This window comes from Aliivibrio sp. S4MY1 (assembly GCF_028765545.1).
Taxonomy (GTDB): domain Bacteria; phylum Pseudomonadota; class Gammaproteobacteria; order Enterobacterales; family Vibrionaceae; genus Aliivibrio.
In genome coordinates this window covers 88,861-106,553 of the sequence record NZ_JARACP010000001.1, presented here as the reverse complement: position 1 = coordinate 106,553, position 17,693 = coordinate 88,861, and the positions used below count along the sequence as shown (strand labels likewise).

Annotated in this window: 25 protein-coding genes; 3 read left to right on the top strand and 22 right to left on the bottom strand. The window is 39.1% G+C overall.

Going from position 1 to position 17,693, the window contains the following annotated elements; genetic code table 11:
• The 18 genes from PVK71_RS00515 to PVK71_RS00430 all read right to left on the bottom strand — a co-directional run bounded on the left by PVK71_RS00515 (window position 1) and on the right by PVK71_RS00430 (window position 11,188).
• The gene (locus tag PVK71_RS00515) at window positions 1-510 is read right to left on the bottom strand and encodes a phage baseplate assembly protein domain-containing protein (RefSeq protein WP_274417464.1); all 510 of its coding nucleotides are present in this window, start codon (window positions 508-510) and stop codon (window positions 1-3) included.
• The gene (locus tag PVK71_RS00510; RefSeq protein WP_011262489.1) at window positions 503-1,447 is read right to left on the bottom strand and encodes a tail protein; all 945 of its coding nucleotides are present in this window, start codon (window positions 1,445-1,447) and stop codon (window positions 503-505) included. The genes PVK71_RS00515 and PVK71_RS00510 overlap by 8 nt, the downstream gene beginning before the upstream one ends.
• Window positions 1,444-2,679 carry a DNA circularization N-terminal domain-containing protein gene (locus tag PVK71_RS00505; protein WP_274417465.1) on the bottom strand — a complete coding sequence of 412 codons (1,236 nt, stop codon included), beginning with the start codon at window positions 2,677-2,679 and terminating at the stop codon, window positions 1,444-1,446. Before PVK71_RS00505 ends, PVK71_RS00510 begins: the two co-directional genes overlap by 4 nt.
• A gap of 349 nt (window positions 2,680-3,028) precedes the next feature.
• Window positions 3,029-3,271 carry an ogr/Delta-like zinc finger family protein gene (locus tag PVK71_RS00500; RefSeq protein WP_274417466.1) on the bottom strand — a complete coding sequence of 81 codons (243 nt, stop codon included), beginning with the start codon at window positions 3,269-3,271 and terminating at the stop codon, window positions 3,029-3,031.
• A gap of 18 nt (window positions 3,272-3,289) precedes the next feature.
• On the bottom strand, window positions 3,290-3,778 hold the full coding sequence (locus PVK71_RS00495) for a hypothetical protein (RefSeq protein WP_274417467.1): 489 nt from the start codon (window positions 3,776-3,778) through the stop codon (window positions 3,290-3,292).
• On the bottom strand, window positions 3,778-4,689 hold the full coding sequence (locus tag PVK71_RS00490) for a hypothetical protein (protein ID WP_274417468.1): 912 nt from the start codon (window positions 4,687-4,689) through the stop codon (window positions 3,778-3,780). Before PVK71_RS00490 ends, PVK71_RS00495 begins: the two co-directional genes overlap by 1 nt.
• A gap of 86 nt (window positions 4,690-4,775) precedes the next feature.
• The gene (locus tag PVK71_RS00485; protein WP_274417469.1) at window positions 4,776-5,345 is read right to left on the bottom strand and encodes a hypothetical protein; all 570 of its coding nucleotides are present in this window, start codon (window positions 5,343-5,345) and stop codon (window positions 4,776-4,778) included.
• A 10-nt stretch (window positions 5,346-5,355) separates the two neighbouring features.
• Complete coding sequence (locus PVK71_RS00480; protein ID WP_274417470.1) at window positions 5,356-5,559, bottom strand: hypothetical protein; 204 nt, start codon at window positions 5,557-5,559, stop codon at window positions 5,356-5,358.
• A 9-nt stretch (window positions 5,560-5,568) separates the two neighbouring features.
• On the bottom strand, window positions 5,569-8,082 hold the full coding sequence (locus PVK71_RS00475) for a replication endonuclease (RefSeq protein ID WP_274417471.1): 2,514 nt from the start codon (window positions 8,080-8,082) through the stop codon (window positions 5,569-5,571).
• Window positions 8,082-8,606 (bottom strand): hypothetical protein, encoded by a 525-nt coding sequence (locus tag PVK71_RS00470; protein ID WP_274417472.1) that lies wholly within the window; start codon window positions 8,604-8,606, stop codon window positions 8,082-8,084. Before PVK71_RS00470 ends, PVK71_RS00475 begins: the two co-directional genes overlap by 1 nt.
• The gene (locus PVK71_RS00465; protein ID WP_274417473.1) at window positions 8,603-8,833 is read right to left on the bottom strand and encodes a hypothetical protein; all 231 of its coding nucleotides are present in this window, start codon (window positions 8,831-8,833) and stop codon (window positions 8,603-8,605) included. The genes PVK71_RS00470 and PVK71_RS00465 overlap by 4 nt, the downstream gene beginning before the upstream one ends.
• Window positions 8,830-8,973, bottom strand: a complete 144-nt coding sequence (locus tag PVK71_RS00460; RefSeq protein ID WP_274417474.1) for a hypothetical protein — start codon at window positions 8,971-8,973, stop codon at window positions 8,830-8,832. Before PVK71_RS00460 ends, PVK71_RS00465 begins: the two co-directional genes overlap by 4 nt.
• A complete protein-coding gene (locus PVK71_RS00455; RefSeq protein ID WP_274417475.1) occupies window positions 8,973-9,374 on the bottom strand; it encodes a hypothetical protein in 402 nt (133 codons plus the stop codon). The genes PVK71_RS00460 and PVK71_RS00455 overlap by 1 nt, the downstream gene beginning before the upstream one ends.
• Complete coding sequence (locus PVK71_RS00450; protein ID WP_274417476.1) at window positions 9,371-9,823, bottom strand: hypothetical protein; 453 nt, start codon at window positions 9,821-9,823, stop codon at window positions 9,371-9,373. The genes PVK71_RS00455 and PVK71_RS00450 overlap by 4 nt, the downstream gene beginning before the upstream one ends.
• Window positions 9,824-9,904: 81 nt before the next feature.
• Window positions 9,905-10,225, bottom strand: a complete 321-nt coding sequence (locus tag PVK71_RS00445; RefSeq protein WP_274417477.1) for a hypothetical protein — start codon at window positions 10,223-10,225, stop codon at window positions 9,905-9,907.
• Window positions 10,226-10,235: 10 nt separating this feature from the next.
• Window positions 10,236-10,769, bottom strand: coding sequence for a phage regulatory CII family protein (locus tag PVK71_RS00440; protein WP_274417478.1), 534 nt, complete (start codon window positions 10,767-10,769; stop codon window positions 10,236-10,238).
• Window positions 10,770-10,783: 14 nt separating this feature from the next.
• Complete coding sequence (locus PVK71_RS00435; RefSeq protein WP_047863476.1) at window positions 10,784-10,993, bottom strand: hypothetical protein; 210 nt, start codon at window positions 10,991-10,993, stop codon at window positions 10,784-10,786.
• A 9-nt stretch (window positions 10,994-11,002) separates the two neighbouring features.
• Complete coding sequence (locus PVK71_RS00430; RefSeq protein ID WP_274417479.1) at window positions 11,003-11,188, bottom strand: Cro/CI family transcriptional regulator; 186 nt, start codon at window positions 11,186-11,188, stop codon at window positions 11,003-11,005.
• A 121-nt stretch (window positions 11,189-11,309) separates the two neighbouring features.
• On the opposite strand from PVK71_RS00430, the gene PVK71_RS00425 reads away from it, so the two are divergent.
• Window positions 11,310-11,951 (top strand): LexA family protein, encoded by a 642-nt coding sequence (locus PVK71_RS00425; protein ID WP_274417480.1) that lies wholly within the window; start codon window positions 11,310-11,312, stop codon window positions 11,949-11,951.
• Between the two features lie 9 nt (window positions 11,952-11,960).
• Window positions 11,961-12,800, top strand: a complete 840-nt coding sequence (locus PVK71_RS00420) for a hypothetical protein (RefSeq protein WP_274417481.1) — start codon at window positions 11,961-11,963, stop codon at window positions 12,798-12,800.
• A gap of 143 nt (window positions 12,801-12,943) precedes the next feature.
• Here the strand turns inward: PVK71_RS00420 and PVK71_RS00415 are convergent, their stop codons facing one another.
• Together PVK71_RS00415 and PVK71_RS00410 are read right to left on the bottom strand one after the other, a co-directional pair.
• Window positions 12,944-13,696 carry a hypothetical protein gene (locus PVK71_RS00415; protein ID WP_274417482.1) on the bottom strand — a complete coding sequence of 251 codons (753 nt, stop codon included), beginning with the start codon at window positions 13,694-13,696 and terminating at the stop codon, window positions 12,944-12,946.
• 68 nt (window positions 13,697-13,764) lie between these two features.
• Window positions 13,765-13,965, bottom strand: a complete 201-nt coding sequence (locus tag PVK71_RS00410) for a hypothetical protein (protein WP_274417483.1) — start codon at window positions 13,963-13,965, stop codon at window positions 13,765-13,767.
• Between the two features lie 187 nt (window positions 13,966-14,152).
• Between PVK71_RS00410 and PVK71_RS00405 the strand changes: the two genes are divergently transcribed.
• The gene (locus PVK71_RS00405) at window positions 14,153-15,130 is read left to right on the top strand and encodes a phage integrase (protein ID WP_274417484.1); all 978 of its coding nucleotides are present in this window, start codon (window positions 14,153-14,155) and stop codon (window positions 15,128-15,130) included.
• A gap of 182 nt (window positions 15,131-15,312) precedes the next feature.
• Here PVK71_RS00405 and PVK71_RS00400 read toward each other — a convergent pair whose 3' ends face one another.
• On the bottom strand, window positions 15,313-16,773 hold the full coding sequence (locus PVK71_RS00400) for a glutathione synthase (protein WP_274417485.1): 1,461 nt from the start codon (window positions 16,771-16,773) through the stop codon (window positions 15,313-15,315).
• 275 nt (window positions 16,774-17,048) lie between these two features.
• On the bottom strand, window positions 17,049-17,678 hold the full coding sequence (locus PVK71_RS00395) for a magnesium transporter (RefSeq protein WP_274417486.1): 630 nt from the start codon (window positions 17,676-17,678) through the stop codon (window positions 17,049-17,051).
• Window positions 17,679-17,693: the final 15 nt, after the last annotated feature.

Sequence of the window (17,693 nt, the reverse complement as noted above, 5' to 3'; positions counted from 1 at the left end):
TTATTTTCCTGCTAATACAGTTGATGAACCATCGACATGAGGGGAGCCAGTAAAAGGACAAATACTTTCACAAGTAATAACACCTGAGCCGTCATTTAATTTAATCTTTTTCCCATCCGCAAAAATATTGCCTTCGGCCGTTACCGTTACGTCTTTTTTTGCATTCACTTCAACCGAACCAAGTGATGTGATGGATATGCCATTCTTAGTAAAATGAACCAGATTCCCTTTATCGTCCAACATCGCCACTTCACCTTCGGCCAGCTCCATTTCATAACGTTCATCTTCAACGCAAAATGAAAAACCGCGACTCATTACACCGCCAAGAAATAAGTTGTACGCACGAGAACCGACCTTTGGGTGACTCATAAAACCATAGTCATGCAGCCGTTTAATACGATCATTGGTTTTGCCTGTTGATGTTTGAATCTGTAATACTTTTGTCGACGAACCAGTGACGGTACCAATTGCCACCATATTCTTAATTCGACTCATTAAACGGCTAAACATGAGATACCTCTTTGAACGGTCGGAATAATTCAATTTTCGTTTCAGCACTGCTTTCAGACACCGACAGGCTTAATGACTTAACTAGCAGCATTTCATTAAAATTCTGTTTTTTATCAACTACTCTCAGCGTTCTGTTAATTGCTCGGCCAGTTAACTCAATAAACAAAGCAGGTAATGATGTTGATGCGGTAAGCCCTTTTGCTATTGCGAGATCACGCTCGTATTCCGCTCTTGATTTACACGACTCAGCACTTTGCAGTTGATCAGAAATAATTACGGTTCTTCTTTGCGTGTTAGCTGGGGCATACGTGATCACAGCATGAGCATCGTCCCACTGTCCTTGGACTTCAATGTGATAAAACTGCTCTGCAAAATTTCTATCTATCGCCAGGGATTCAATGTTTTTACCCACTTCTAACGTAACGCCATCTATCACTGCATGCGCTGGGTTTTCTATCGTTAATACGCCATTGCGCTCAATAAGAATAAAACCCTGCTCTTTAATGAGTTGAGCAAAATTATCAACCGGAGATTCTGCGTTTATTTGAAACTCTGAGATTGGTTTTAACTTTGATGAATCAACCAAGCAATTCACGCTTAAACCGAAATCTTTAGCGATAGAACGCAGTAATTCATCAAGCGGCTGGCCGTACTCTGCATCCATTGTGATTTTTGAATCAATCATATTGGCACTCTTTGAACGCCCACTGATTGCCATTGAATATTCACTGCTTGCGGTTGATGTTCCGACCCGATCTATCTGTCCGGTTAATATGCTTGTACTTCCCAACTTAAACATGACGGGCAATGGTTTATCTATCTGCATTGGCTCAATACTGCAGTTAAACGTATGAGCAAGCTGTTCAATAGAAAACGTTAAACTAGCATTAAAAAAAACAACGGGCTTACTATCAATTAATAACGTTAACTGACTCATTCACTCACCCTCATTGCTACGGTACCGTGCAAAAAAAGAGGGTGCATTGATGGATTAAGTGCCGTCACCATTTTTTCATTACTATCGGATTGATGAGCTAACACCAACGCCGGAAGCGGCCGAACTTGATCAACATAGCTTTGTGGCTCACTGCCTTTTTTCACTTTGTTGTATTGATTATCAATGCCTTCTTTTAATGCAATTAACGAGTGATACAGCTCAATGCTTTCAAGCGTTGAACCATCGGTCACTTCATCTACTCGTGATGCCACTTCTTTTGATAGCGTTGCCAAGTCACTCATGATCGTTAATGCTTGCTTATTTGATGTGATTTCAGTTGTAGATGATGGCTCGCTTACTGTTGCAGCAATATCAAAGGCATCGTCTTGTTCTAATACGGCAATGTCCTTACTCATCTTTACCGCTGCAGTCACCATTTTAACATTGTAATGTGCGGTTGGCGTGTTTGGATTAACAGCGGATAGCATTGTCTTTTGTGCAGTACGTGAATTATCTACCGCTTCATTCTTTGAATTTGGCTCAGAACGCACAGCACTTGCGATACTGTCTATTGTTTTACTGAGCTGCTCTGCAAATTGTCCTGGCGCATTAGCAATACTTGAAATAGCCATAAACGCGCTGTTTAATTCTTGATTTAATGCCGACAACATCTGGCTAGGCACGCTTAATTTACTTGCAATACCCACCAAGGCATTAACGCATTGCGTGAAATCTTGTTGAAGACTGCTTATCTCTGAGATATCCATGCTTTCAACATCTTGAATAAACGTTTTGCTTGATACGTTATCTACTTCACTCGCTTGCTGCAGAGTGGTATTGGTTGTCGTGGTAATGGTGCGGATAAGAACAGGCTTCTTTCCATCTCGCACAAAAGTAAGTGACAGCGTGACAACACCGCGTTTTGTTGTGATTTGTTGTGAGTAGGTATCGAATACAAGAGGAAGTTCACCAAGCCATGGATGCTCTAATTCCCCTTTGGGTGTTTTGCTTAAACTATTAATCAGTGCATTGGAATCAACTAATGAATTAACTCCAACAAAAATCACTTCGAGATCAATATTATTTGCTTTGCTGCCCATCACTTTGATTAATGGTAATTCAGCATAAGGAATATCACTAACCTGCAGTCGCTTACCGCCATCCAGCGATGTAGTCAGTATATTTAACTCTAGGCCGTTCCAGCGCCCTTGTTCATATTTTCTTTCCCACATACACGACTCACTTCATCAACCAAACATACGATCATTCCGTTTATGCAATACCTGAAATTTTCTCGCCTGGATGGGTGCCGAGGGCTTCCGTCGGCTCACCCTCCCCTCCGCACTAAAATTCAGCACTACAATAAAACGAAAAATAACCGCAAAAAAATTATGCAACTCTATTAAACACAAGTATTTGTTTGATTTGAATAAAATGGGGTTCTAGCTGATCGTTTTAGAGATCCTTTAAGATCGTTTTCTTGCGTTTTTTGGTTTTATTGAATTTATGAAGATATTTGGATTAAAGCGGCCACGGCTGACCGCTCTATATTTGGGTTTGTTTGTGTCGTTAAATAGTTTTTCACGCAAATGCACTATCAAAAATATCCATTTGATTCGCATTTTTGCACAACTCTGGCTGCAGTTCTGCGCTCGGTTTATTGCCTGTCGGCTCAATAAAATGTGAAAATGATGTATGAGCAACAAATACTCTTCCGCAGTTTAAATTTAAGCATTGGCAATATAACTCGCGTGTTTCTGGAGAGATAGAGCGCGATGTAGCAATGCGCGTTTTAGTCAAACAAGTTGGGCATGTTATTAACATAAAATAATTTCCTTACTCTTACAAAGTATCAACCGGCACAGTTATTCTTTTCAAAGAATCACACTGACAAATAGAAGATGACCCACTAGAACGAATATGAAATAACTTCCCATCTCCAGTATCAAGATAAGCCATTGCATATCCATCTTTGCGGCTATATGTGTCGGCACTCTTCTTTTTTGATACAAAACCCTCTGTTATATCTGCCATATTGATTGCCTCAAATAAAATCATAAAACGACCTCGATAAGATGGAGGGAAGCCAATAACGTCATCATCAACTAACAACTTACCAATATATCTCTGAACCCAAGGCCGTGTAAGAATGATCGGCTGATTACCAGCCGACCCCCTTGAACCTAATTGTGTAAAGCAATCTCCAATTTGTAAAACATCACCAGATGCCAAGCGAAATACCTCCGTTTTCACTTCTTGCCAGGCTTCTTTATTTAACTTGAGCAAAAAACAAGAATCGACTTCACTGCAATAATCAATATGCTTTTTCATCAAGCTTTCACTCTGAACCCGCCGTTGTTCCATGGCTCTAATACATCTTGCTCATGTAATGCATTTAGAATAATTTTGATTTGCTCTTGTTGCAGGTTAAACGCCGCTTTTAATGCGCGTTGGCTTGGTTTCACTGCGCCTGACAAAATCGCCTCTTTCACATCATCCATAACACTTGCTGCAAACTGCATTTCAGGCGTTTTATACACTTCAACACTTGGCATTACACTTTGAATCACTTGCTTTTCACTTGGTGGCTCAACCCTTGTATTTACTGGGTTTGATACACTTTTTACACTTACTTCAAGTGTATTTAATGAGTGTAAAGTGAGTGCCATTACTACCGAAACCACTTCTATTGTCACCGCAATAATTAATGTGATTGTCGCATCGTATTCACGCAACATTGAGGTGCTTTTTACACTTGATTGCGCTTCATAAAGTGCGTTTAAGTCATCCGTTACACTTGAGATCATTACTGCAGTTGCTGCCGCGGGTGTCGCGTAATTTATGCGAAGTTGCTCATCAGATAGTTGCTGCAAATTTGCAAGCTGCTGCTGTTTTAGTTTTATTTGTTCTGTAATTGCTAGGTTTTGTTTTGTCGATACGGCCATGTTATCTGCACCCTTTTCTATCGCAGATATTGAAGCAATGGTGCTGATAACTATCAGAACGCCAGTAAGGGAAACCAGTAAAACAGCAATTAATGGGTTTTGTTTTGCAACCGTTGGGATAAATGTTGGCGTGATGGTTTTCACTAAATCAAGCGTGATGCCTATCAATGAAAAAATAACCGCAACACCGATGGCTGCGCCCAGCTCGTTCATGTAAAGGTACGTTAAATAAGCGGATGTAATGGCACATGAGATCAAAACGGATGTGCAAAATAATTTTGATAGTGAATGGTTCATTTGAAATCCTATTTTATTTTCGTTATGCGTTAAGCTAAACATTTACTTAACGCATAAGCTTGAGTTAATTATCTTTATTTATTCTCTCAGTCTTCACAATGAGCTTCTGATATAGTGCTACCGTCATGCTCTTTTGGCTTATAAAACAACCCGCCTATTTTTGGCTTTATTTCGCAATCATGCGTATATTCATCATCATGTAAATACTCGGCGCACTGTGGACATTGTTCAAAGTTTACATCTAAAAAATCTTTATATTCTTCGTCGTTTAGGTCAGACGGGATGATAATTTTATCTTCTTCTTTCTTATGTATTTGCTGTTCTTTTAATTCAAATGGTTTATCAAATTGAATTACTGTAACGAATGAATCACTATTAATTTCACAATTATAAATACCACTTAATCTCTCTAATAGTTGGTTGATATTAATTACCAATTCACCATCAATCATCCCCTCTGTTACGTGTGAAATCTTGGTGAATGTTATTGTATGTATATCTACGCCATAATTGCCGCACTGCTCGTATGAATCAACGTTTTCAAGCTTTGCGATACCAAGCGTATAATTACTCGTTTTATTTCCAAGTCTTATAGTGCAAGACTTACCGCAAAATACACGGCTATATTCTGTATCATTGAATTTCAAAGTTTGCATAATAATTTCCTTATAAAAATCGTTTTGCTTCTTCAACAAAAGCATCTAAAAACTCGGTATTGAAATTGGTGGTGTAATTCACATCTTTTGATACTCCCCAACCGTCATTATTTTTTGGAACAAAGCGAACGCGGCGAACGTACATGTCTTCTTTGAATGAATATCTTTTTTTGTCGATTTCTATCGTTCCGTCAGAACGGTGGATTATTTCCATGTATTTTCCTCACACTAACGGCCAGTCATCATCACCAAAATCGCAGTCTGGGAAGATTGAAAGGTCTGGTTGTTGATATTCATTAGAATTGGTGTCGGTTGGCGCGTCTGGCCAACCTTTAAAATCAAGCCAACTTAGGTTTTCTGGCTCTTTTGTTATTTCAATTAGCTCAGGTTGACGAACGTTGCCGTCCATATCCACATAACCTGAGCGTAATTTCACTCTTCTACCATCATGAAGGTTTAAAGTGCTGCCCTTCATAAAGGCATTAAGTGCATGTTCATCAAGGGATTCTGGTGTTTTACCTAAAGGTGTTAACAAAGTAGATAGCTTATCGCTCACCTGTCCTTGACGATCCTTTTGGATATCGTCCGTACAGTTATTGACAGAACTCCAAGGAGCAGCTGCGCTGCCATCAAGAGCAAGAGCCCCCGCTTCAAGTTCAGTTTCAACTTTAGGTTTGCTTTGAATTGTCCACTTTCTTACGCGAGTTTTAATAAACTCACCCGCCGCAAAAATACCTTCTATCTTACGAATGGTTTCAGAGTAGCGAGACGAAAACGGCAGTTCTTCATAAGCGTTACGAACCATTAACTGAGCGCGTTTAACAAATGGACCACCTTGACCCATGATGTAACCTTGCCAATTACCTTCGTCGGCTGATTGCATCGTTGCAACTACGCTGTTGTTCTCGTGCTTAATAGTTGGTTTATACGCATCACCCAAACGCTTCATAATGACTGGTTTGGTTAACATGATGTTTGGTAGGTGTGGGCCCATATCGTTAGCTGTCATGTCACGGTACACAGTCAATAACTCTTCACGTTTTTGACTGTGTAAGAAATCCATGTATGACGCTTTATCAAGATTTGCTAAACGACGAAGTTCGCGGTAAGTGGTAACCGGTGCGCCACCAATAAATTGAAATTGACGAATACACCAGCGACTTTTCCACGCGGTTACATTTTTAGCCATGTCTTTAATTGGTTTATCCGTTTCGTCTGAAACTTCATCATCCATTTTATAGCCGTCAATGTTTTTAGAAATGTACTTGGCAATATAGCCCGTTGCTGAACCTTGCTCTGAGTCGATAGCTTTAATGTCACAACGTGCAGAATAATCAAACACGCCTTTTTTCATTAGCTCGTGCTTGTCTTCTTTTGTTGCGTAATCAATAAATATTTTAGTAATGGCTTCTTTTTCTTCTGGCTTGCACCATAGAAGTAAATGCCAGTGTGGTGTGCCATCGTGATGCGGCTCTGCAACACGAATACCAAACCAACGAAACTCTTCACGGCCTAGCTTAGCGCGAATACGTGACCAAACTCCGTTTAAATACACTTGTGCATCACGAGGGCTTGAGCCATTCCAGTGCTCAATAAAACCGCCACGTTGGTAACTATTATGATATTTACCTGGTGCGGTTAATGTTAAGAATAAACCGCATAGCTCCATTTCTTCGGCGATGTTTTCACAGCCACGCGTGCGAGTCATTAACTCATGACGACGAATAGCAGGGTTAGACACGCTTTTTAACACCATGTCTTCCATGTTGCATTCTTCTTGGGTTTCTTCATCAACCAAGATTTGGTTTTGAATGTATTCCCAATTCTTCCTTTGCTGTTCTTTGTGCTCACGAACGCAATCATAAGAGCAATATGCAGAGGCGCGTTTAGACACCTGACCCATCGCAATGGCCAAGTGCTCACGCATTATCTTTCTTGCTTTTTTAATGTTCGTTAACCAAAACTTCTCATCCAACATACGGAAAATATCGCCGTAAACATCTTGGGCTATTCTGGTTTTTGGATTTTTCTTTGTGCAAGGCGCAGCAAAGCCAAAAGATAACGTTAACTCTGCCAGCTCGTCATAAATATTAAGTAAACCTTCGTTTATTTCTTGGTCTGTTTCGCCTGCGTATTTTTTATTTAGCAGATTAAAACGGCGGTTCATGATTTGAGATATTTTAAACGCCATGTCTTTTAACTCGTCCAACTCCATTTCAGCAAGCAGACGTGACTTAGGCTTTTTGATTTCTACTTTTTCTAGATCAAACGCTAATTGACCTTGTTTTGGCGCAGCATCAAAATCACATTGATCAACGTCTTCATCTTCGCTCATCAATTTAATTTTGTTATACGTTGGTAGTTGGCGGTAACGATACAGCACTAGACTTACGCGACGTTGCAGTTCGCCACCCATTCTTTCACGTAGGTAAGTATTTGCCTGTGTACGGCCTTTTTTCTTGAAAATAGCAATGTAGCGATCAGCAAAATATTTACTTAGGTAACTAGGTAAATCAGCAAAGAATTGCTTACGCCATTCATGGTCAACAGTATCAACCGCATATAAATTACGCTCGATAACTGTCATGTTCTCAGGCTCTGGTGTTTCAAAGCTTGCATGAGAATAAGGCGCTTGAATCGCTTTTGGTTTTTGAGGGAATACGCACAAACCACCAAAGCTTAAGCAAGCTTTAGTGGCAGCACGTTGTTCTTGAGGGGTGAAAGTTAGCTTAGTCATCAGAATGGAACGTCGTAAGCAAAATCAACATTATTTTGTAATGATTTGCGTTCTTTATAAGAGTTTAATCGAACACAAAGCGGTTCCCCCTTATGGTAATAATCAAAAAAGCATAAATCCTTATTACCAACTACCAGTTCCGAAATTTTTGCAGCATACTTCGGGTGTTCTTTTGCTAACGCGATAGTACCTGAGGTAAGCTGACAAATATCTAAAGCTGCACGCTCAAAACCAATTTTTCCCCCTATATTGCTAAGATTTGACATCGTTCGACTTAAGCTAGAATTATACTTATAGAGTTCTTTTACTGGTAAGCCAGACGGCTGATTTACTACCACATCAACAACTTGGTATTTCTTACGTTTTTCATCTAACTTTTTAAGCACTGGCTCCATGGTATAGCTACCCATGAATAACTTTGCACCACCAAAAGACCAAGCCGTTAGTACTTGTCCTTTTTTGCCAAAATCATAGAAGTAACGATCGTTAATCATGATTGCTTTTGCTTTAGTGATAATACTCATAACTCTGCAAACTCCTGTGTATCGCAAATCATAAAACCGCCTGTGTGATTGCCACGAACGATCACACCTTTGGTGATGTGCTCGCACTTCAATTGAGCGCAAGCGTTATCAATAGCGAGTTCTTTTGATTCAAACTCGCCTAACTCTTTAATTTTAATTTCGTCAGTTTTGGCATCACGAACTACACCACCGCCACTGTTCAAAATCACCGCTACAAAAAACATCATTCAGGAAAAGACACTTTGCAGCGCAACGTCATTTGTTCATATAGCTCTAACCAACCATCTAATTGGCTTTCGGTTGGTGCAACGCCGTGGTTCTGCATAAACGCAATTGACATTTTTGCTAAGAACTTATCTTTACTCATTAGATTGACTCCAACATTGGCGAACCGTGTTCTGGCTCATAATCACGCCACCATTGCTGCATCATTGATTGCTGAGCAACAGAACGGCACGAAGAGGAAATAAAGAAAAGGGCACGAATAGCACCAAGTGATTGCTGCTCTAAATCTGGGTTTTCAGTGGTATTAAAAACCACAACCCAAAACGACCACCAAGCGGTGATAAAATCAGAAAGACATAAACCTTGCTCTGTGCCGTTAACATTCACAAGCATTGCGCGTTGTGAATCAAGTGAACAAACCACACCTTGTGAGACTGTTTCTTTGTTGAAGGCTTTTAAAAACATGTTGATTTTTCGAGAGGTAAAACCTGCACCGCGCAAAGCAAATTCAAGATCAGATTGATACACAGAAATAACACTCATGCCGTTACCTCTGCGTTGTCTTTTGCATTAATGATTATTTCAGCAAGGTTGCTTTCTAATTGAATTGCGTTTTCTAGAAAACCATCGTGACTAAAAAAAATAATCGAGTTCAATAGGTGGTGCGTACAAGAAGAGTCACACCAAACACAAAGACTTAAAGATATTGTGTCAATATTAAGTCCCATGTATAACGGTTTTGGCATATCTAACGCCATTGCTGTAATTGAATTAATCACCGCTAACACATCGCGCTGTTGGATAGCTTTAAGATTATCTTTCGCAGCAAGTTCAACATCGCCAGAAACAGGTTTTGTGCCATCAATAAAACGAGAGAATAACGCTACCGTTTTTCTTTCTGTAGCTTCCATTTTTTCATGCAGTTCATTCGCTTTATTAAGGTGTTCCAGTGATGCTTGATAAAACTGCTCTGCTGTTTTTAATTCACTCATTTCATTGCTCCCATGCAATAAACAAAATTTAGGTACAAAAAAAGCCCCCTATTCAGAGGCTAAAGAACACAGTATTTGAATTTAAAGGGTAAAGTGACTTGGCTTGAGCTTGTTCACGTCACCGACTTTGGTGTAAATGCGCTTAGTAATACCTTGAAGAACCTGCATACCACGACGAATTTTTTGCAACTCAATATCGTTAAAATCTTCAAAATTACGAAAGCAATCATGAGACGATAAACCACCCGCAATGCAAATTAGGCCACGGCCTTGTTTATCAAATGAGTTGAATACAATTTTCAACTGCTTACGTTTATGATCTTTTGTAAACAACGCTTTTGCTGCTGCAATGCTTTCCATTGCGCTTGGTGTATGTGGGGCTACGTGTGCTAACTGACTCATAACTAAACCCTTACGCTAAACCTGGCACTGTCACGCCAGATGAAAGAAGATCCATACCCATTGAAAGGAACGAACTCGCATTTGGTGTGCGGCCTTCCATGTCGTTAATCAGTAAAATCAAGTTACCGATAGCGGTATGCGCTTTTTTAACAATGGTGTTCTTGCTGCGGCCAGTCATACGTTTTTGGCCTGCGTGTTTTAATGCTTCTTGCGCCAGCTCTCCGGCGTAAATTGAATTATCTAATGTTCGTTTAACAAAGGTTTCTGGCTCGCCGTTTTTATCTACTGCAACCGCGACCATATCCAACGAATAAAGCAAGCTATTCACAATAGTGTAATCACCCGATGCTCTTGTGATTAGCTTTACATCCATTACTGACAGCTTATGCGGCTGTTCAGGGTTTAATTTATCCGCTAATTTTTTAACGCCTGTTTCACGCTCTATTGGTGCGCATTTGTTTGCTGCAGAGAACGCCACACAAGCATCATCGTAATTTGATTGGGCAGCGCCGCAAAAAGCGCCCATTTTGCTTTCGAAATCCATTTGTCATAATTCCCCTAGTTCCAAGGCTTTGCAGCGTTGGCTTCTTCGCAGCGTTTCATGAGCTGCACCATGTTGATGTAACGAGTACCGCGTGGCTCGTTTTGAATAAAAGGTAAATGCCCTTTATCACATTGCTTTTTTACTGACTCAACGGTGGTACCGGAGCGTCTTGCGTATTCAGGAATGCTCAGCATCGGAACATCAATCGCTAATGTCATGCTCATGATTCACCTCTAGGCGTGATCTTGGTTTGGTGTGAAATCGGCTTTTAATGCACCGTTGGTAATGCGCTCAATTTCAAAAGCGCGACGAAGAGGAATTTCATTCCCCCACTGAGATATCGACTGGGTAGTAACATTTAACTTTTTAGCTAGCTCTGTAACTGAACCGAAATGTTCAATAGCTTCACTTTTCTTCATGATAACTTTTCCTTACTACGAAACTTAACTTTCGCAATAATAACTATGAAAATTACAAATGTAAACAAACTTACGTCAAATAAAAATAAAACTTTACTTACTTACTGGTAAGATTTCTTACATGAGTGACGCAAATATTTTAAAAAGAAGAAAAGAACTAGGCTTAACCCAGGCAGATATTGCAAAGGCTGTCGGCGTTAGCCGTGTTTCTGTTTCGCTATGGGAAAAAGGAGAAACTACACCGAAAGGAATGTACGTAACTCTCTTAGCCAAAGCCTTAAAATGTGATGTGAATTGGCTTTTAACAGGCCAAGGATCTCCCGAACCTGCAAAACAAGAACAAGAAACAACGGTGGTTTCTGTGGCATTAAAACCACAAGGCTCTTATCCGGTTATTTCTTGGGTGCAAGCGGGTGGGTGGAACGACATTCATTTAACCGATTTGCACGATGCGGATTATTATCCGTGCCCGGTGCGCTGCAGTAAAAATACGTTTCTATTAAAAGTGGTTGGTAAAAGCATGAATCCTGTTTTTAGAGAAGGGGAATTGATTTTTGTTGACCCTGATGTAGAAGCAGTTAATGGCAAGTATGTGGTTGCGCGTTTAGATGACGAGAACCAAGCCACATTCAAGCAGCTTATCATTGAAGATGGTAAGAAATTTTTACAAGCCGCCAACCCTGACTGGCCAACCCCGATCATTCCGATTAATGGAAATTGCACAATAGTGGGTGTGGTTATCTCTTCAATGAAATTGTTTTAGGATATTGGAATGAAATTTCTAGCTAAGTTACTCTCTATTGTTACGGGTTTCTTTGCCTTATGTTTTTTAGTTTTAGCTATAGGTTTTATGTTTAATGATGATCTATTGAGTTCTAAAACTATTTTTGGATTACTCGTTAATCTTTTCACTAGCCTTACCTTATCCACACTAACCCTGAGCCTGTGGACATTCAAAAATCCTAAAGCCGCATTACTTGGCTTGCTAAATAAATTTACCTACGATGGAAATATCACTACTACAAGCTCTACCCCTAAAACACGAGATATAAAAGGGACTGAAACATTAACATCACGAAGAGTTACTTACCTGTATAAACTAGCTCTAGACATATTAAACGATGATAAAGTTGACCTAAAAGAAGCAGAAAAACTACGCAATTGGCTTCAACGCTATCCTGAATCTAAAGACGATTACAGAACAGAAAAACTTTACATCGCAGCTGAACAAGCTTTAGATGATAAGGAGTTAGATGAAAGTGAATCACTTGAATTATTCTCACTTCTGTCAGATTTCTGTGACTTTGTAGAAGAACAAAAATCCACGATTAAAACAACAAAATCACAACCAAGATTTTTAACAGAATCAGACTACACACCATCATATGCTTTTTTAAAGCACCTAAAAAATGGAAAAGAGTATGCTATGGGCTATGAAGATAGTTCAGGAATGGTGAGTAATAGACACATCGTAATAAATTCAATTCAGTTAAGTAAAGAAAATACACCATATATAAAAGCTCATTGCTTACTAAGAGAGCACGCTCGAACGTTTAGAGCAGACCGTATAAATAATATTTGTGATGTTAAATCTGGCGAAGTATTTCTTTAAACAAGCCACCGACCCTGACTGGATAACCCCGAACATTCCTATTAATGGAAATTGCACAATTGTTGGTGTGGTTATCTCTTAAATGAAATTGTTTTATATTAATAGAATACAAAAAAGCCTCCAAACTGGAGGCTTTTTTTAATTTAGATACTTTTTAAATATTCTTCAACATGCCCTTCGGCCTCTTGAAAGTTTTTATAATGCTCAAAACTATGCATATGCGCATGGGTAATTTCTTTAACCGGAAGCGTAATTGTAAATAATCCTGGCGTATCTTTATCCGTCGTTTTTAATTGTTCAATCACATTTCGATAAGGCGTTGTTAATACAAGCTTAAGGGTATTTTTATCTCGATAGCCCGCAAATACTGGAATGATATTTATATCTGTAAAATGTTGAGCGTGAATCTCTCTTGCATAACCGATATATACTTTTCTATCACTCATAGTAAATAAAATAGGTAGCCCTTTTCTTGTCGATCGCAAGAGCAAATCAGTGAACTCAGGACTATCACCATAATCCGCAAAACTTTCAAAGAAATACTCATTATCGCCTCGTGTGGCAATGTAAGGAATAACAAAACTAAGAATGAAAGCAAACGCCATCATGTCAAATAATATGACGGTACTTTCAGTTGATTCAGACTTAAGCACATCATTAAGGATGATATCACCTAAAGAAAAATACCAACTTAAGCTCGTAAAGATACAATCAGCCAATACATACAACAGCAGTGCTGGCACCATTAACACTAAACCCGCCGCTGCAGATGAGAAGAACGTATGGTACCCGCTACCATCTCTAAGTATATGCCTACGATTAGGTAAGCGGTCTAATAAAAAATAGCCTATTAAACAAATTGCAAGAATAAGAATCAATGATGTTGCTCTAAGCATTAATTATAACTCCCAATAAAAAAGAGATGCCCAAGCATCTCTTTATATAGTGAACATGTCGTTTTTTATTAAGTATAAATTTCTTGCGCTGCTTTCATTTGAGCTTGCGCAACTTTACTTGAGCTTAAAGAGCTCATATCTACAACAATAGTGTCTTTATCAGGCATTGTTACCTTTAGCTCAGATTTTTTCATCATTCCTTGAAGCTCAGGAATACCTAATAACTTACGTAGCATTTTACCCATGATATCACTCTTAAACCATTTCATATGATAACCTCCACAAAGGCTAGATTACCGATAATAAAACTAAAACATTGAACAACAATTCCGATCTGTTGTTTAAGTTTGCATTTAGATTATGCGACATAATGACCATAACGTCAAACCAACTAACCATATTGAAACAATTCGTTGTTTCTACTAAGAGATGCAATTCAAACTTTAAGATTAAATTATGTCTATAAGAAAACAACCAAACGGCAAGTATCTTGTTGAGATTTACCTACCGAATAAAAAACGCATCAGAAAAACCTTTGCTACCCAAAGCGAAGCGAAACGCTTTGAACAATTTACGCAAACGGAATCTATTCAAAAACCGTGGATGCCAGCCAAAGACGATAACCGTACACTCAATGAATTAATAGAATTGTGGTATGGCTTACACGGCCAAGCATTAAGTGACGGACCAAAAAGAAAAAACAAACTGCTTGCCATGTCTCTTATGATGAAAAATCCAATTGCAAGAGAGATTACCGCCAGCGATTTTTCAAAGTATCGCCAGCTGCGTATTGAAACCGTTTCAATCAAAACAGCCAATAATGATCAAACTTATCTCAACGCATTATTTAATGAATTAAAACGCCTTGGTGAATGGAACTACAATAATCCACTCGCAGAACTGAGGGCATTAAAATACAAACAACCTGAAATGGGGTTTTTAACAAGCGAAGAGATCACACTTGTTTTTGATGAATTAGAAAAGTGCCGCAACTTTGATGCGTACTTAATTTCTAAAATATGCATATCAACGGGTTGTCGTTGGGGTGAAGCGGAATCATTAACCGGCACACAACTCACACCTCACCGGATCACTTTCACTCATACAAAAGGCAATAAGCACAGAACCGTTCCTATCAGTAAAGAACTTTACGAAGAACTACCAAAAAAGAACGGCCGTTTATTTAGCAATTGTATTAAGTCTTTTAAAATGGCAGTAAATCGGACGGGAGTTCAACTCCCTAAAGGGCAATCAACACACGTATTACGTCACACGTTTGCGAGTCATTTTATGATGAATGGGGGGAATATTTTGGTATTACAACAGATTCTTGGTCATGCTAGTATCACTGACACAATGAAGTATGCACACTTTTCACCAGCTCACTTAGAAGATGCTATTAAGCTAAACCCACTCGCCAAAAATGGCGGTTAAATGGCGGCATTCATGGCTGTTTATGGCTTTAGATGGTAGCTAACAGCGCTATAACTAATTGATAAGTAAAATAAGTGCTTGTTTTTACTGTATATGATGGGGTTCAAATCCCCCCAGCTCCACCAAACGTTTGGAAAAGCCCAACTTCGAAAGAGGTTGGGCTTTTTTGTTTTTATGCCTTACTAATCAATTAACACCAATGAATCTAAAATTCCTTTACCGCTGTGGATCCCACCTTCGTTTTCACTGGCTGGCTTACTGCGAATTAAATACCCTGCATAACCATTAAACTCTGTTACCGGCTTACCATTATAGTACGCAGTAAATAAACCTATTTCACTGACTAAATCGTTCACTAGCGTTTGCTCTCCATCACGCACAGCAATGGTTGGAGTATCACGCTCATGTGGATATAAGCGTTGCATTAACGCCCAAGCATCATATTCTTCTGGTGCTAACTGATTTAATTTTCTCGCGATATCCTGACCAAAGATACAATGACCGCCACCTTCTCCTTGGTTTTTTAATACCCATTGATTTTGGTCTGCCTCTGTCATAAACCAATCAATTGTTTGGGTATTAATAGGCTTCATCTCTGCCAGTACACTTTTTACTAATTGAGCCTCTTCTAATGTTAGTCCCCAACGTGCATATTCACTTTCTGGCATCATGGTTAATAGCATTTGCATTGTTTTACTGGTCGCTAATTGCTGACTGATGGTGGCATTCACGGCGACATGATGCAGCTCGATAAACAGTCTAATTTGACTTAATGTATGGCAGCACACAGGTTCATTTAATTCCGGTGCGAAATAATCTTCATATTGATAACCAGCACGTAAATAAACAACATCAATTGCACCGACATTTTCTAATAGTAAGCGCTTATTCTCACCACTAGAAAGTTGAGTACTTAACTGCTCAAAGGTGCGTCTTACAGTGCGTATTCCTTGTTTCTGCAACTCAACTTCAAGTAAATGTTGGTCATAAACGTTATCTTCATTCTTCTGAATCACCATTAAAAGCGTGGGTTTACCTTGGTCTGAAAAATCCGTTTTAATCGCTCTCGCAGTAGTTGCAATACCATAGGCCAATTGCTCTAAGGCATGATTATCTGCTGGTACCGCTGAGCTGTCTTCAATCCATTGATCATACGTTTCTGGCCATTGATTTTTCATAAATGAGTGAAACTCTGCAGCACGTTGACCAAACGGCCCCATTCCTGCTGCGATACCATTAAATTCAATGACTTTTGCGCCGTGCTGACGGTCATCCATAAAATCAGTTCGCATCAATAATAATGGCTGACGCTTAGCAACTAGTTTATTACCTGCATCACCATGCAACTGTTGATGTCGTGACATTAATAAACCAAAGAAAGGATCGGCTTTTGCCATATTACTTAATGATGTTTGTAGAAAATTATGATCTTCAGAGACATTATGAATAAGCTTAGTTATCAATGGGGTCACTGCTAATAAGTGCTGATATACATCACGCTCAATCGTCATTGGTGCAATACTAAACGGACAGTGTCTTGCCGTATTATCTGCTTGTCGAAAAGCCACACCGTGCATAATCGCCCACTCACAAGCGTCTTCAATTACTTGCTGAGAAACTAATCGTTTATTGTCTGTATTCATTTTTATGGCTCTTAAACTCAAGAATAAAGTCTCTTTATTAGCAATAAGATCATCATGTTCCTTTTACTAGGCTGACTCACTTTTATTCATTAAATGACTTTATCTATTGAAGGTATGTTTCTTGAAAAATGCGAAGAATAAATAACTCGCTGATACCTGATTGTAATCGATAATCTCTTATATAAGCAAAAAGCCCAATATCACAAATGACATTGAGCTTTATAGTGTCTTTAATCCATTCATCAATGAGCGAATGTTTTTAAATAAGAGAGTGGTTAGCCTATCTCTAATACCGCAGAAGCTATCGCAAAATAAATTAATACGCCGGAAATATCAGCAATAGAGGTTATCATTGGGGCACTAGCAGAAGCGGGATCTAAATTGAGTTTATGTAAACCAAAAGGAAGTATCGTGCCAATTAAGCTGCCGATAAGTACAATAGCTATCATGCTTAAGCCAACGACCATCGCTATTTCATAGCCACCGCGATATAACCCTAATAGGTAAACGGCAGCAGCCATACTCAAACCAAGCCCTAGAGCAACAAATACTTCTCTTCCAAGCATTTTGCCCCAGTCATTTGGTTTTACATCACCGGTAGCTAACGCTCGAACCATTAAGGTTGCAGATTGAGAGCCGGCATTACCACCGCTATCAATTAATAAAGGTAAGAAAAAAACCAACGCGACATAAGAGGTAATAATTTCTTCAAAGTAAGCAATACCCGCCCCTGAAAATACATTACCAAAAACAAGCAGCACTAACCAAAATACGCGCTTTTTATAAAGCACACTAATTGAGGCGTTTTTTATGCTGGTTTCAAGGTTACTAATATGTCCTTCATGGTGAAGGTTATCATTTTTTTGTGCATGCTCTGTATGCGTTTTTTGTTGTACAAATTCCATAAATACGTCTCCAGA